Source organism: Acidimicrobiales bacterium (assembly GCA_030747595.1).
In the GTDB taxonomy this organism is placed as follows: Bacteria; Actinomycetota; Acidimicrobiia; order Acidimicrobiales; family MedAcidi-G1; genus UBA9410.
Genome location: JASLKK010000023.1, coordinates 1 through 15,323, shown reverse-complemented (window position 1 = coordinate 15,323; position 15,323 = coordinate 1). Strand labels below are relative to the sequence as shown.

Genomic DNA, 15,323 nt, shown 5'->3' with positions numbered 1-15,323 from the left:
GGTGGTGAAGGTTTTGGTCCTGCGCCCGAGGGTGGTGCCGGTGGTGGTGAAGGTTTTGGTCCTGCGCCCGAGGGTGGTGCCGGTGGTGGTGAAGGTTTTGGTCCTGCGCCCGAGGGTGGCGAAGGTTTTGGTCCTGCGCCCGAGGGTGGTGAAGGTTTTGGTCCTGCGCCCGAGGGTGGTGGTGAGGGTGGCGAACCCGACGCTCCCCCCGGTGGACTCATGTTCAACGAGGGCGGCGAGGGTCCGGCGTTCGTGCCCCAGAAGGCTGATCCGAACAGCCGTGCAGGCCAGGTCCTCGACAACCCGGAGGACTACCAGGCACCGTCGACCAACGACTTCTTCGCCGGTGCCGCGGGCGGCCGCCTGTTCGGGCCATCGGCTGGATTCGGTGGCGGTGGCGATGGTGGTGGTTTCGCCGGATTCGGTGGCGGTGACGATGGTGGTGGTTTCGCCGGATTTGGCGATGGTGGCGACGGTGGTGGTTTTGCTCCCGCTGATGGTGAGGGTTTCGCCGGTCAGGGCGATCCTCCCGAAGGTGGTTTCGCTCCTGCTGATGGTGAGGGTTTCGCCGGTCAGGGCGATCCTCCCGAAGGTGGTTTCGCTCCTGCTGATGGTGAGGGATTTGTCGGCGACGGCGAGGCACCAGAAGGCCGGCCTGGCCCCATGGCGGCGGGCGGCTTCATTGACCCCTTCGCCAATGAGGGAGGTTTCGCCGGATTTGGCGATGGTGGCGACGGTGGTGGTTTCGCCGGATTTGGCGACGGTGGCGACGGTGGCGACGGTAACCCGTTCGGTGGGTTCATTGGTGCTCCCGGCAACGCCGAGGCGTTCGACGACTTCGGCGAGCAGCCCGGAAACGCCGGGTCCTTCTTCTTTGACAATGTCCTCGGTCCAGCGGCGCCCCGAGGCCCCGGCGGACAGCCGGAAGGGGACCCCGGGGACCCGAACATGGATCTCGGCGACCCGAACATGGATCCCGGCGACCCGAACATGGGTACCGGTGGTGGAGGCGGTGGTTGGCGGGGCCCGACCTTCGAACGAGGTGACGACGGCGGCCTGAAGGGCGACTTTTTCGCTCCCCAGAAGGCGTTCACTTTCGGTGCCCCCGGTGGTGGCGATCCGAACGCTGGCGGCGAGGGCGGCGAGGGCGGCGCCCCAGACCCGTTCGGTGACTTCTTCGGAGAGTTTGTCGGCCCAGAGGGTGAAGCGGGCGCCAGTGGCCCCGAGGGTGCTCCCAGGTTGGCCAGTGGCGTGCAGGCCTTCTTCGATCCGAACCAGGAGGGTGGGTTCAACCCGGACGACTTCTTTGAGGATGCTCGTGGTCCCGGTGTCGGGGGCCCCGGCGGTGCCCCGCCGCTCGGCGAGGACGGTCAGCCGCTGGAGGGCGGCGATCCGAACGCCCCGGCCGGCGGGTTCGTTCCCGGCCTCGCTTTCGAGGACGAGGGAGCTCGGCAGTTCCAGCCGCCGGTGGCCTTTGACATGGGCGAGGGTGGTCAGGCCATGGCCTGGGAGGACGGTATGAGTCAGGTCCGCCAGGAGGACGGCAGCATGAACGTCTTCTGGGGCGACGGAAAGAGCCTTGAGCGTGAGGTCGCCAATGATGGTGGCTTCCGTCAGGTAAACCCGGACGGCACCGAGCTGGTCCAACGGGCCGACGGGTCAAGTGAGTTCACCAACCGGGCCGGCGAGGCCATCACCAGGGAACGCACCGATGACGGTGGTTTCCGGGTCGAGCGGCCCGACGGTGGGCTGGTCTTCGAGTCGGCGGATGGTGCCAAGTCACACTTCGAGCCCTCGGGCTGGTCCCGCGAGCAGGTCATCGATCCCGAATCGGGCGCCGTGATGACCCGAGGTTCGGACGGTCTCGTGGAGATCGTCAACCCCGACGGAACGTTCAATCGGATCAATCCGGACGGCTCCCAGGACCAGGCGTTCCTCGGTGAGGCCGGCGAACTCATCACCCAGAACGGCGACGGGTCGCAGCGCACCGTGCACGCCGATGGCACTGAGGAGTTCCAGGACGCCTCGGGCTACGGCGGCAAGAAGGTCCAATCCGACGACGGCTCGTTCGTAACGCTGATGACCGACGGGGCGTCCACGATGGAGGCTGAGGACGGAAGCTGGGCCATTGATGTGGCACCCAACGGTGAACGTACGGTCACGTCGACTCTGGAGGACGGCACCGTCCAGAAGAACCTCCCGGACGGCGGCGTGCAACGGTATAACCCGGAGATCGGGGCAACCACATTCACTACTCCGGAGGGCGGTGACTACATCACCCGAGAAAACCCTGACGGCAGCGTTGTGGTGACCGACCCGACGGGCATGGTCACCGAATCCGACCCGGTTACAGGCAGCACCGTCGTGACGTTCGCCGATGGCTCGGTCCAAAGCACTGAACGTCTTGAGGATGGTTCACTAGCCACCACCCTTCCCACCGGTGACCTAGTCGTCACTGCGCCGGACGGGAGTCAGACCGTGGTGACGGCGGAGGGTGGCACGACTCAGACTGAGGTGACCGAACTCGAGGACGGATCTCAGTTGTCGGTGGCGACAAAGGCTGACGGAACCGAGAAGGCCACACAGGTGGCTGACGATGGGTCGATGGTCGCATCCTGGACGATGGAGGACAACACGCTCGACAACGGAGCAGCCGATCCTGCTGCCGAAGCGGGTGATGCGCCTGAGGGCGCGGACTTCGCCGACGGAGAGGTGCCCGAAGCACCACCCATGCCCAAGGGTCTGCAGAGTGATCCGGCAACCGGGGAGACCACGGTGCTTCTCAGCACCGGTGAGGCAGTGGGTCACACGCTCGGCGAGGACGGGGTTCTGACCCTGCAGTCCACTGCTACCGGTCGGCCGCCGGGTGGCGTCGAGGGCGAACCTGTCGAGGGCGAACCCGTCGAGGGCGAACCCGTCGAGGGTGAACCCGCTGAGGGCGAACCCGTCGAACCAACCCCACGCTTGGCCGTGATCAACCCGGCAGTAGGCGAGGTCATCACTGAGGGCGAAGTCACCCTGGTCGAGTCGACGTTCACCGAGTCTGGCGGGATGTCTATGGCAGTCGCACCACCACCCGGCGAACCCGACGCTGAACCAACTGAGGTGGCTATCTCGGCTGATGGCACGCAGCAGGCCATCACTAGTCCGACTGGCGACGTTGCAACTGCGACCACGTCTGACACAGGTGTGCTGATCGCCATGGGCGAGGGACCGATGCAGGCCACCCTCGAAAATCTTGCCCCTGGCGACGAACAGCCACTAGTGGCCGAAGACGGGACCACAGTGGTAGCGGCACCTGGTGACAATGGCGAGATGGTCTTCTTCGACGCCGACGGCAACCCAGCGGTCAAGGAAGATGGCACGAATTACACGGCATCGGACATGGCGGCCATGGTCGTTGACTTCGACGGCGAGGAGTGAGGGCTATGGACGCGATGATGAAAGATGTCCAACGGTCACCCGGCCGCCTGACGGTCAGCGTGCTGGCCTTGGCCCTTGCAGTTGCTGCCTGCGGTGGAGGAGGTGACGAGGATCCGGCGGCCGCCCCCGCTACCACGGCAGCCTCTGCCACTACGGAGGCTGAGACCGCAACGACCACCACGGCAGCCTCTGCCACTACGGAGGCCGAGACCGCAACGACCACCACGGCAGCCCCTGCCACTACGGAGGCTGAGACCACAACGACCACTGAAGAGCCGTGCCGGCCGGCGCCCAACGCCTCGTGTGCTGGTGCTGATCTGGCTGGCGCCAACTTGGCCGGCATGATCCTTCCCGGCATCGACTTTTCGGGGGCCAACCTGGAGGGGGCGCTACTGAACGGCGCCATGCTGGCTGGCGCCAACCTGACCAACGCCAACCTGGCTGGCGCGACGTTGTCGAGCACCAACCTGGCCGGTGCTGACCTCTCCGGGGCTATTGCCGCCGGCGCTGTCTTCTATCGCACCAACCTGACAAGCGCGAACTTGGTGCTGACCGACCTAACTGCGGCCGTGCTCATGGAGGCGGACATGAAGTCGGTCAACATGACTGGTGCGTCCATTCAGGGCCTTGTTGACCGGCGGACGTTCTGGTGCAGCACCATCTATGTGGACGGCACTCTCAAGAACGACAGTTGTCAGATCGCGACTGGCTGAGGACCAACTCAACCTCGCGAGCTGGTTACTCGAGGATGGTTCCTTCCTCAGCGGTTGCTGGCCACGACATAGATCGTTGCTGACCAGAATGGCCTATAAGGCCATCGCTTGAATCCGCGAGTCCGAGGCTGTGGGCAAGCCATTCGGTGACGACGATGCCTCTGCTGGAGATGGCGCCAAGCGGAAGCAGCAGAAGTGATGTTGGCCGGCCACCGGTACACTCGGGCACCGTTCCGACATACCGATTGTCGGCACAGACCAATTCACCCCCACCCACCCACGGTCGCCTTCGGGCGCGAGGCGGGGGCGAGACGAACCGATGGGAAGGGAGACCACGACCATGGCTGTCGTGACAATGAAGCAGTTGCTCGAAGCGGGTGTCCATTTCGGACATCAGACCCGCCGTTGGGACCCGAGGATGAGGCGGTTCATCCACGGCGAGCGGTCCGGCATCTACATCATCGACCTCAAGCAGACCCTTGAGCAGATCGAGTCGTCCTACACCTTCGTCCGTGACCTCGTCGCCGGCGGCGGCCGGGTGCTGTTCGTCGGCACCAAGCGCCAGGCCCAGGAGGCCATCCGCTCCTATGCCGAGAAGTGCGGCATGCCGTACGTGAACCAGCGTTGGCTGGGCGGCATGTTGACCAACTTCCAGACGATCTCCAAGCGGATCGCCAAGATGTCGGAGTACCAGCGCATGCGCGACTCCGGCGAGTTCGAGGCGATGCCCAAGAAGGAGGCGCTGATGCTTTCCCGCGAGCTCGAGAAGCTCGAGCGGAACCTCGGCGGCATCCAGCACATGGAGCGTCTGCCTGACGCCATCTTCGTTCTCGACACCGTCAAGGAGCACATTGCGGTGACCGAGGCCAACAAGCTCGGCATCCCGGTGGTCGCCGTGGTCGATACCGACTGCAACCCGGACGTCATCCAGCACCTCATCCCCGGCAACGACGACGCCATCCGTTCGGGACGTCTGCTCTGCCGGGTCGTCGCTGACGCCATCGAAGAGGGTCGCTACATCGTGAACGCCCGTGGCGGCGACGACGATGGTCCGACGCTCGACGGCGAGGAAAAAGCCGCTGCCCAGACTCAGGCTCGCAACGAGGCTGCTGCTGCCGCTGCCGAACGCGAGGTTCGTGTAGCCACCGTCGCCGAGGCGACTGCTGTTGAAGAGTCCGCCGTTGAGGAAGATGCCGAGGCGACTGCTGTTGAAGAGCCCGCCGCTGAGGCCGGCACCGACGAGGAGCAGGCCTGACCATGGCTGATATCGCCGCCAAGGACGTCAAGGCACTGCGTGATGCCACCGGCGCCGGGATGATGGACGCCAAGAAGGCGTTGATCGAGTCCGACGGCGACTTCGAGGCCGCCGCGCAGATGCTCCGAGAAATGGGTCTAGCCAAGGCGGCCACCCGCTCGGACCGTGACAACGTCGAGGGGGCCATTGGTCTCGTGGCTGATGGTCAGCGGGCTGCCCTCGTGCACCTGAAGTGCGAAACCGACTTCTCGGCGAAGTCTGACGGATTCCTCTCCCTCGTCGACGAGTTGACCAACGCCGTCCTGACTGAAGGCGAAGGGGCGGTCGATGCCCGCTCATCGGCCATTGACGACCTGCGCCTCTCCATCAAGGAAAACATCGAGGTCGGCCGGGTTTCGCTCATCGAAGCTGGCGACGGCAACATGATCGACACCTACCTGCACGTTCAGGACGGGCGCGGCGTGAACGGCGTGGTGGTCGAAGGCTCCGGCGTCGACCAGGAGACCCTCCACCAGGTGGCGCTCCACATCGCCTTTGCCAAACCCACCACCTTGACTCGCGACGAGGTCCCTTCTGACCTGGTCGACAAGGAGCGGGCTGCGCTGCTTGAGATCACCAAGGCCGAGGGCAAGCCCGAACAGGCCTGGGACAAGATCGTCGAGGGACGGCTCACCGGCTGGTTCCGTGAGACCGTGCTTCTCGAACAGGGTCTCCACGGCGACAAAACCTCGGTGGGCGACACCCTTGCTGGTGGAAGCATCGAGCGGTTCGCCCAAGCCTACCTAGGCGCCTGAACGTGAGCGGGGGCGAACGGATCCCAGGTCGCTGGGGCCGGGTGGTCCTCAAGGTCTCCGGTGAAGCCTTCGCCGGTGAAGCCGGCTACGGCATCGACGGCGAGATCGTCGGTCGGATCGCCCAGGAGATCTGCTCGGTCCGGACCGAATTCGAGGTCGATATAGCGGTCGTAGTCGGTGGCGGCAACATCTGGCGCGGTATGTCGGGAGCTGGTGCCGGAATGGACCGCGCTCAGGCCGACTACATGGGAATGTTGGCAACCACCATCAACGCCCTCGCCCTTCAGGACACGCTTGAACAGATGGGTCAGCCGACCCGTGTTCAGAATGCCGTCCACATGGCCCAGATCGCCGAGCCGTACATCCGTCGTCGGGCCATCCGGCATCTACAGAAGGGCCGTGTGGTCATCTTCGCCGGTGGAACGGGTAACCCGTTTTTCACCACGGATACAGCGGCCGCGCTACGGGCGGTCGAGATCGAGGCCGGAGCGGTCCTGAAGGGAACCCATTCGGGCACCGACGGGATCTACACGGCCGATCCCAAGTTGGATCCTGAGGCCACCCGGCTCGAAGAGGTCACCTACCTCGAGGTGATCCAGAAGGGTTTGCGGGCAATGGACGCCACGGCCATAACACTCTGCATGGACAATGCCCTGCCGATCGTCATGTTTGACCTGATGGCCTCGGGTAACGTCCGAGCCATCCTCGCCGGAGAGTCGGTGGGCACGCTGGTCTCGTAACCGGTCGGCCCGGTCGGCTCGTCGACCGGGATACCGCCGGGCACCGCGCCCGGTGGCCATCTGGTGGCCCACGGGTCGCCGGTGGATAGGAAGGCCGGATGGACCGGGGGATGCAGTGAGCGACGAAATGATCCAGATGGTGCTCGACGAGGCCTCGTCGAGCATGTCCGACGCCGTGACCCATTCCCGTCGGGAGTTCTCCACCATCCGTACCGGCCGTGCCTCATCGTCCATCGTCGAAAAGATCATGGTGCTGGCCTACGGCGTCGAGATGCGGATGCAGGAACTAGCCAGTTTCTCGATCCCGGAGCCCCGGCAGCTGCTGGTGACGCCCCACGATCCGGCCAACGTCCCCGCCATCGAGAAGGCGATCGTCCAGGCTGATCTGGGCCTAACCCCGGGCAATGACGGTCGAAGCGTCCGACTCTCGTTTCCGATGCTGACCGAGGAACGACGGCGAGATCTGGTACGCATGGTGAACGGAATGGCTGAGGACGGAAAGAACCGGATGCGGGGTTTTCGACGAAACGCCCGCAAGGACCTCGATGATCTCGAGGGCTCAGTCTCCGAGGACGACCTGAAGTGGGCCGGCAACCGCCTTGACGAGATCATCCACGGCTTCGAGGCTGAGATCGACAGTGCACGGCAGGCCAAGGAAGACGAACTGCTCGAAGTGTGAGCCGATAGATGACTGACTCCATGAGGACCGACGAGACCGGAGGACGAGGGTGAATACAGACCAGGGTGGCTCCGGAGACGGCAGCTTTGAAGAGATCCGGATTCTCGGTCTCGATGCTCCCGACGATGATGTCGAACCGGGTCGCTCGGTTTTCGGCGGTGACACGCCGGGCGACGAACTCCCGCATTGGTCCGCACCGCCGACCGGCGACGTGAGTGGCGAATCGGGAGGCGGAAGCGACCCTTGGAGCGGCCTTGATGGCGGTCCCCGCTGGTCCGACGACGTCCCCGACGATCACGAGTCCCAGCAACCGGTGGGCGACGACCTTGATGCGGCTGCTGTGTTTTTCGACGACGGGCCGTTGATCACCTCGGCGTCCGCCGAGTTCGATCCTCCGCTGCTGCCGCCCGACGAGCCGTTGCCCGACTTCAGCGAACAGGCCGAAGGCGGAACGGTGCGCGAACCGGCACCTGCCGATCCGGTGCCCACCGCACCCGTCGCCCCGGGCCCCGACCGGGGAAGCCCGGCGGCCGGTGGCCGCGACATGACCATGGCGGTGGTGACCGGTGTCGGTCTCGGAGCATTAGCCCTAGCCGCCTTCCGGATCGGCACTGATGCTTCCGTCGCCCTGGTCACCATCCTGCTGGTGCTGGCTGCCGCCGAGTTCTTCATGGCGCTACGCCGCGCCGGCTATCAGCCCGCCGCTCTTCTCGGTGTGGTGGCCGTCGGTGCACTTAATCTCGCCGCCTACTGGCGATTTGAGGCGGCAGTTCCGCTCGTGCTGGGCCTCACCGTGCTGTTCAGCCTCTTCTGGTATCTCACCGGTATCGACCGTCAGGCCCCGCTGCTGAACGTGTCGGTGACCCTGTTCGGCGTCCTCTACGTCGGGTTGCTGGGGTCGTTCGCCGGGCTGATGCTGACCGACCCGAACGGCACTGGGATGCTCCTGGCCGCTGTGCTCTGCACCGTGGGCTACGACACCGGCGGACTGGTTGTCGGTCGGATGTTCGGTCGTAGCCCGTTGTCGGCCGTGAGCCCCAATAAGACCACCGAGGGCCTCATCGGCGGTATGGCCGTGAGCTTCGCCATGGCTGTCCTGGTGGTCGGACAGATAACCCCGTTCGGTCAGGATCCCGGTGACCTCGGCTCAGCCTTCGTGCTGGGCATCGTGGTCGCTCTGGCGGCCCCGTTGGGCGATCTCTGCGAATCGATGATCAAGCGTGATCTCGGGCTCAAGGACATGGGCACCATCCTCCCAGGCCACGGTGGACTCATGGACCGCTTCGACGCCCTGCTGTTCGTCCTGCCGGCCACGTACTACACGGCCCGGCTGATGGACCTGTTCACCGGCTGACCCGGTCGATTTCATGCCCCCGACCTCGGTGGCCGTGCTCGGTTCGACAGGTTCGATCGGCACCCAGACCCTCGACGTCGTGGCAGCGCGCCCCGACGAGTTCGACGTGGTGGCCCTCGGAGCCGCCCGATCCGTAGATCTTCTGGTCGAGCAGGCGAAGGCCTTCCGACCCGAGGTGGTGGCCATCGCCGATGCATCCCTCGGTGGCGCCGTTGAGGCGGGTGTTCCGGCGGGGACCACGGTGCTCGCCGGTCCGGATGCCATGGCCGAGGCCGCTGTGTCCGCCGATGTGGCCATCAACGGCGTGGTGGGTTTCGCCGGACTGCCGGTCACCCTCGCTGTCCTGGCCGCCGGTCACCGACTTGGCCTGGCCAACAAGGAGTCGTTGATCGCTGCGGGCCCGGTCGTTCAACGGGTCCGGGCCACGCCGGGCGCCGAGTTGTTGCCAGTGGACAGCGAACACTGCGCCATTCACCAATGCCTCCGGGCCAACGACGTCGACGAGCGGGTGGACCGCATTGTCCTGACCGCCTCCGGTGGTCCGTTCCGGGGTCGGACCCGAGCCGATCTGGCATCGGTAACCGTTGAGCAGGCACTGGCCCATCCGACGTGGTCCATGGGCCCCAAGATCACCGTCGACTCGTCGACCCTTATGAACAAGGGTCTCGAGGTGATCGAGGCCCATGAGTTGTTCGGCACCGACTACGACCACATCGACGTGGTGGTTCATCCGCAGTCGATCATCCACTCGATGGTGACATTCACCGACGGGGCCACCATTGCCCAGCTCTCGAACCCGGACATGCGACTGTGCATGGGTTATGCGCTGGCCTGGCCGGACCGCCTCGACGTGCCATACGGAGCGATCGACTGGGCGGTGCTGGACCGGCTGGACTTCGAAGCGCCGGATCGCGATGCCTTTGGTTGCCTGGATCTTGCCTTCGCTGCCGGTCAGGCCGGTCGTACGGCACCCGCGTGGCTTAACGCAGCCAACGAGGTGGCCGTGGCGGCCTTTCTCGACGGGGTGCTCTCGTGGGTGGGTATCACCGAGTTGCTCACCGACGTGCTCGAGGCTTGGCCGGGAGACGAGGCCACCGACGTCGATGCGGTCCTGGACGTCGACCGGCGGGCACGTGAGGCCGCCACGGCCCTCGTCTTATCTCGGAGCTGAACCCGGTGCGTCCGGCAGGATCCACAGACCACCACATCCGTCTAGCCCTGATGGCTGGCGCCCTGGTCTCGTTCACACTGATTGGGGGTTGGCCGGGCCTGGTGGTGGTGATGTCGTTTGTCGCCATGTTGACGCTCCACGAGCTTGGGCACTTTCTTGTGGCCCGATGGGCTGGCATGCAGGTAACTGAGTTCTTCCTCGGATTCGGACCCCGGTTGTGGTCGGTCCAGCGGGGTGAGTGCACCTACGGGGTGAAGGCGATTCCGGCGGGTGCCTACGTCCGTATCACGGGCATGACCAGCCTCGACGAGGTGGATCCGTCGATCGAGCACCGCACCTACCGGGCCCAGTCATACCCCCGACGGCTGGCTGTGGCCCTGGCTGGCTCGGCCACGCACTTCGGCGTGGCTCTCCTGTTGTTGTTCGTGCTGTACAGCATGGTGGGTACGCCCGATCCGAATCGCTGGATGGTCGGCGAGGTGGTGCCCGACACGGCAGCCGAGGCCATCGATCTGGAAGTCGGTGATCGGATCCTGTCCGTCGCCGGGGTGGAGGTCGATGACTTCGGCGCATTCGGCGTCGTCGTCCGGTCGTTGCCGGGCGAGACGGTGGAGGTGGTAGTCGACCGCGACGGTACGAGGACCAAGCGTGTGGCGATAATCGGGGAGCGACTCTCGCCGGATGGAACGACCCACGGTTTCTTCGGCGTGGGACGCGCCCGGCCGCTGGTCACCGTCGGGCCGGTGGCGGCGGCGGGGGAAGTCGTCGGGCGATTCGGTGACCTGACGATGATGTCGATCGATGGTCTCACATCGTTTTTCACGCCCGACGGGTTATCGCGCTTCTTCTCAGGGGCCCTTCCCGACAGGGCAGCATCCGACGGAGCATCGTTGGACGGGGTGTCGACCGGCGTCACGGCGGACCCGGAGTCGGGCTCCGTCCGGTCGCCTGCTGTTGGATCTTCGACCGTGCCCTCCGACGCCGATGACGAGCGGTTGCTGTCGATCTATGGCGCGGCTCGTCTGGGTAGCGCCATGCTGGCTGACGGCTGGGCTACCTACCTGTGGTTCCTCGTTCTGGTCAACGTGTTCATCGGGGTGTTCAATCTGACGCCGCTTCTTCCGCTGGATGGGGGACACGTGGCCATCGCCACCTACGAGCGCCTCCGGTCGTTCGGCGGGCGCCGCCACCGAGCAGATGCCGCCAAGTTGGTTCCGGTGACCTGGGCGGTGGTGTCACTGCTGGTTCTGGTTGGGATGGTGGCCTTGTACCGGGACATCGTTGATTTTCCGGATCTGGGCTGACCCACAGATCCAGCCCGCTACCGGCTCATGCGCCAGTTCCCGGGAATGGGCCTGCCGGTAGCCTCGGGGCATGGAGGTTCAGGCAGGTATCGAACGTCGGCTGACCCGCCAGGTGATGGTGGGAGACGTCCCAGTCGGTGGGGGTGCCCCCGTCACCGTGCAGTCCATGACGGTGACCCGGACGGCTGATCATGAGGCCACGCTCCAGCAGATCTACGACCTGGCCATGGCCGGCGCCGACATTGTCCGGTGTACCTGCAATGAACTGGAGGCCGCCGAGGGCCTGGCCCGGATCGTGCCCCGGTCGCCGGTACCCATCGTGGCCGACATCCACCATCAGTACCGGATGGCCCTCGCTGCGTTGGAGGCCGGTGTGCACTGCCTCCGCCTCAATCCGGGCAATATCCGTAAGCCCGAACACATCCGGACGGTGGCTGCCGAGGCCCGCGACCGTGGCGTCCCCATCCGAATCGGGGTCAATGGTGGTTCGTTGCACCCCGACCTCTACGCGAAGTACGGCGGGAAGGTGACCGCCGAGGCCATGGTCGAGTCGGCCCTCGACGAGATCCGCTACTTCGAGGACGTTGACTTCAACCTCATCAAGATCTCGGTCAAGGCATCCAGCGTTCCGTTGATGGTCGAGGCCTACCACCAACTCTCGGAGGTCACCGACTATCCGCTCCATCTCGGGGTGACCGAGGCTGGACCGCCGCCGGCCGGACTCATCAAGTCTTCAGCGGGAATTGGTGCCCTGCTGGCCCAGGGGATTGGCGACACCATCCGGTACTCGCTCACTGCCGATCCGGTCGAGGAGGCCAGAGCCGGGCGAACCCTGTTGGAGGCCATGGGCCTGCGCGAGCGAAAGAATGTCGACCTGATTGCTTGCCCCAGTTGCGGCCGGGCCGAGATCGACGTGGTAGCGGTCGCCGAGGAGGCGATGGCGGCCTTCGCTGATCGCGAGATCCCGTTACAGGTGGCCGTCATGGGCTGCGTGGTTAATGGGCCGGGAGAGGCACGTGACGCCGACCTGGGAATCGCCGCAGGGAACCGGCGGGGCCACCTGTTCATCAAGGGTCGCAATGCCGCGGTGGTCCGGGAAGATGAGATGGTGGACGCCCTAGTCGAGTGGGCCGTGTTGATCCACGAGGAGGGCGCCGAGGCGGCGCTAGCACGCGTCGATACTGAGAAGGCCCGACGCGAGGCCGAAAAGGATCGTGACCGACTGCTGGCAGAGCAGGGTGACGACGCGAATGATGCCGGCACCAAGATCGAGCTCATCCGCCGTCACACCAGTTGAGGCCGACGGCTTTGACGAGGGCGTGACCGCCCCGTTACTGGCGCAGCAGCGGCGCCCTCGGTGTCCGAGCGGCTCGACGGTATGATTTCCGGTGCGTGCATCGCCGGTTTCCGACGAGGCGTGGGCTCTGCCCACGCCTTTTGTTTTCGGTGCTGACAGTTGTACCGCCGACAACCGAGGAGTGCCCACCGCAGGGTGGACACCGAAAAATCGTGTACACCACTTTGGTGGGCACCGGAAAACAGGGAGGGCGAAATGGCAGTGACCGATCGGATCGATGCGCTGGCCGCTCCCCTGTGCGACCGTGTCGGCGTCGAACTTCTGGACGTGGAGTACGAGGGCGGCGTGGTGCGCTTGGTGGTCGACCATGCCGACGGAGTCGGCATGGACGCTATTGCCAGCGTGACGCGCGAAATGTCCCGGGCCCTCGATCATGAGGACCCGATCTCGGGCACCTACACCCTGGAGGTGACCAGCCCGGGGCTCGAGCGGCCCCTCAAGCGTCCCGAGCACTTCATCCGTTCGTTGGGCGCCGAGGTCACCATCAAGACCGCTCCTGGCGTGGACGGTGACCGTCGGATCGCCGGCGTGCTCGCTGCTGCCGACAAGGACGGCATTGTCGTTCGGGCCGAAGGTGGGGATGAGCGGTCGCTCCGGCATGACGAGATCTTGAAGGCGCGCACCGTCTTCACCTGGACCCCAGAGTCGAAGTCGGCTCGAAAGGGAGATGATCGGAGCGCCGAGGCTGCTCCGGGAAGGAAGGTTGGGTCATGAACCCCGACATGATGGAGGCCCTGCAGGCCCTGGCGATGGAACGGGGCATCTCGATCGACGCCTTGTTCGCCGCGCTGGCCGACGCACTGGAATCGGCCTACAAGCGGATGCCTGGAGCCCACGAGTTCTCATGGGTGACCATCGACCCGGACACCATGGAGATCCGTGTTCTGGCTCAGGATCTCGACGAGGAGGGCGAGCCGGCGGGCGAGGAGTTCGACGTCACCCCTGACGGCTTCGGCCGTATCGCCGCTCAGACAGCCCGCCAGGTCATGGGTCAGCGGATCCGCGAGGCCGAGCGTGACCTCAAGTACGAGGAGTACGCAGGCCGCGAGGGCGACATCGTCACCGGCATGATCCAGCAGACCGACGCCCGTTACACCCTGCTGGACCTGGGCCGGGTCGAAGCACTACTGCCTCAGGCCGAGCAGGTGCCATTTGAGCGACCCGAAGCCAACGCTCGCCTGAAGGCGTACATCGTCGAGGTCCGCAAGACGGCCAAGGGCCCCCAGATCGTCGTGAGTAGGACGCACCCGGGTCTCATCAAGCGCCTCTTCGAACTCGAGGTTCCCGAGATCGCAGACGGCGTGGTCGAGATCCGTGCATGTGCCCGTGAGCCAGGACATCGAACCAAGATCGCGGTGTGGTCCAACGACGGAAACGTTGATCCGGTCGGCGCCTGCGTCGGCGCCCGTGGAGCCCGGGTTCGAATGGTTGTCAACGAGCTGCGTGGCGAGAAGATCGACATCGTCCCGTTCTCTGAGGATCCAGCCGACTTCGTCATGAAGGGCCTGTCACCTGCCAAGGTGAAGGAAGTCCTCATCGACGAGGAGACCGGCACCGCCACGGTGATCGTGCCCGACTACCAGTTGTCCCTCGCCATCGGCAAGGAGGGCCAGAACGCGCGTCTGGCCGCCCGGATGACCGGTTGGCGCGTCGACATCAAGAGCGAGACCCAGGTCGCTCAGGAAGCTGCCTATGTCGACGTGGAGTGGGCTGAGGGTGAGTGGATCGTCGATGACGCGACCGGTGAACAGGTCTGGAAGCCCGCTGAGGGCGGCCCGGCCGTTTCGGCCGGTGAGTGGACCGAGGCGGCAACCGATTCCGGAGAGGAAGAGGAGTAGGCGCCGGCGGTGGGCCGCTTGACTGATGCCGACACCTCGGCATCAGTTCCCCGACGGAGGTGCGTGGCATGTCGATCCTCGGTGCCGGCTTCCGAGTTGCTCCGGATCGGCTGGTCGGTCGAGATGGCCGGACCGGCGGTTGGTCGGACGTTGCCTGGACGCGGCGCCTGGGTGCATCCCGTGTCGGGTTGCCTGCAGGCCCTTTGTCCGGCCGACCTGACGAGGGCGTTCCGGCGGACCGTGACGTCAACACAGGTCGCTGGGCTGGTCACCCAACTGGTTCCTCCTCTGGTTGGCCGGTCGGAGAGCGTCCCGGCAGCGTCGCCGTTGAAATCAACGGCATCCAGGCGGTCCGGGGACGGGTGATCCACCCCACCAACCGATAGCGTCAGGCAGCGGCTCCCCGACAACGGGGCCCCGTGGTAGCCCTGATGGGCTACCACGAAATACCCCCCAGAGGACCCCGAGAGAGAACAGGACGTCGAAGCCTCGTGCCGAAGAACATCCGCGTCTATGAATTGGCGCGAGAGCTGGGAATGACCAACGCCGAGGTCCTGGACCTCTGCGAGTCACTCGGCATTGGGGTGAAGAGCCATTCCTCCGGTTTTGTCGAGGCGCAGGCCGACCGGGCCCGCCGGAAGGCCGTGCGCGAGGGCCTGACTCGAGATGTGCAGCCCGAGGAGCCGGGTAAGAAG

General features: G+C 65.4%; 13 protein-coding genes. All 13 read left to right on the top strand.

Going from position 1 to position 15,323, the window contains the following annotated elements:
* On the top strand, positions 1–3,423 hold a 3,423-nt coding region (locus QF777_11700; protein MDP6912206.1), incomplete at its 5' end, for a hypothetical protein.
* Between the two features lie 5 nt (positions 3,424–3,428).
* Positions 3,429–4,136 (top strand): pentapeptide repeat-containing protein, encoded by a 708-nt coding sequence (locus QF777_11695; GenBank protein MDP6912205.1) that lies wholly within the window; start codon positions 3,429–3,431, stop codon positions 4,134–4,136.
* A 340-nt stretch (positions 4,137–4,476) separates the two neighbouring features.
* Positions 4,477–5,391, top strand: a complete 915-nt coding sequence (gene rpsB / locus QF777_11690) for a 30S ribosomal protein S2 (protein ID MDP6912204.1) — start codon at positions 4,477–4,479, stop codon at positions 5,389–5,391.
* 2 nt (positions 5,392–5,393) lie between these two features.
* Entirely contained in the window at positions 5,394–6,185 is a 792-nt protein-coding gene (gene tsf, locus QF777_11685; protein ID MDP6912203.1) for a translation elongation factor Ts, read from the top strand.
* Positions 6,186–6,187: 2 nt separating this feature from the next.
* Positions 6,188–6,925, top strand: coding sequence for a UMP kinase (gene pyrH / locus QF777_11680; protein MDP6912202.1), 738 nt, complete (start codon positions 6,188–6,190; stop codon positions 6,923–6,925).
* Positions 6,926–7,040: 115 nt separating this feature from the next.
* On the top strand, positions 7,041–7,604 hold the full coding sequence (locus QF777_11675; protein MDP6912201.1) for a ribosome-recycling factor: 564 nt from the start codon (positions 7,041–7,043) through the stop codon (positions 7,602–7,604).
* A 49-nt stretch (positions 7,605–7,653) separates the two neighbouring features.
* Complete coding sequence (locus QF777_11670) at positions 7,654–8,958, top strand: phosphatidate cytidylyltransferase (protein ID MDP6912200.1); 1,305 nt, start codon at positions 7,654–7,656, stop codon at positions 8,956–8,958.
* A 13-nt stretch (positions 8,959–8,971) separates the two neighbouring features.
* Entirely contained in the window at positions 8,972–10,129 is a 1,158-nt protein-coding gene (dxr, locus tag QF777_11665; GenBank protein ID MDP6912199.1) for a 1-deoxy-D-xylulose-5-phosphate reductoisomerase, read from the top strand.
* Between the two features lie 5 nt (positions 10,130–10,134).
* Entirely contained in the window at positions 10,135–11,433 is a 1,299-nt protein-coding gene (locus tag QF777_11660) for a site-2 protease family protein (protein MDP6912198.1), read from the top strand.
* Positions 11,434–11,503: 70 nt separating this feature from the next.
* Entirely contained in the window at positions 11,504–12,730 is a 1,227-nt protein-coding gene (gene ispG, locus QF777_11655; GenBank protein ID MDP6912197.1) for a flavodoxin-dependent (E)-4-hydroxy-3-methylbut-2-enyl-diphosphate synthase, read from the top strand.
* A 255-nt stretch (positions 12,731–12,985) separates the two neighbouring features.
* The gene (rimP, locus tag QF777_11650) at positions 12,986–13,504 is read left to right on the top strand and encodes a ribosome maturation factor RimP (protein ID MDP6912196.1); all 519 of its coding nucleotides are present in this window, start codon (positions 12,986–12,988) and stop codon (positions 13,502–13,504) included.
* The gene (nusA, locus tag QF777_11645; GenBank protein MDP6912195.1) at positions 13,501–14,628 is read left to right on the top strand and encodes a transcription termination factor NusA; all 1,128 of its coding nucleotides are present in this window, start codon (positions 13,501–13,503) and stop codon (positions 14,626–14,628) included. The genes rimP and nusA overlap by 4 nt, the downstream gene beginning before the upstream one ends.
* A 491-nt stretch (positions 14,629–15,119) precedes the next feature.
* The coding region (locus QF777_11640) for a translation initiation factor IF-2 N-terminal domain-containing protein (protein ID MDP6912194.1) at positions 15,120–15,323 on the top strand (204 nt) is incomplete at its 3' end.

Bases quoted from the DNA above. Each gene is read 5' to 3' on its own strand.
- dxr (MDP6912199.1), top strand. From the start codon at position 8,972: ATGCCCCCGACCTCGGTGGCCGTGCTCGGTTCGACAGGTTCGATCGGC.
- ispG (MDP6912197.1), top strand. From the start codon at position 11,504: ATGGAGGTTCAGGCAGGTATCGAACGTCGGCTGACCCGCCAGGTGATG.
- rimP (MDP6912196.1), top strand. From the start codon at position 12,986: ATGGCAGTGACCGATCGGATCGATGCGCTGGCCGCTCCCCTGTGCGAC.
- rpsB (MDP6912204.1), top strand. From the start codon at position 4,477: ATGGCTGTCGTGACAATGAAGCAGTTGCTCGAAGCGGGTGTCCATTTC.
- nusA (MDP6912195.1), top strand. From the start codon at position 13,501: ATGAACCCCGACATGATGGAGGCCCTGCAGGCCCTGGCGATGGAACGG.
- tsf (MDP6912203.1), top strand. From the start codon at position 5,394: ATGGCTGATATCGCCGCCAAGGACGTCAAGGCACTGCGTGATGCCACC.
- QF777_11695 (MDP6912205.1), top strand. From the start codon at position 3,429: ATGGACGCGATGATGAAAGATGTCCAACGGTCACCCGGCCGCCTGACG.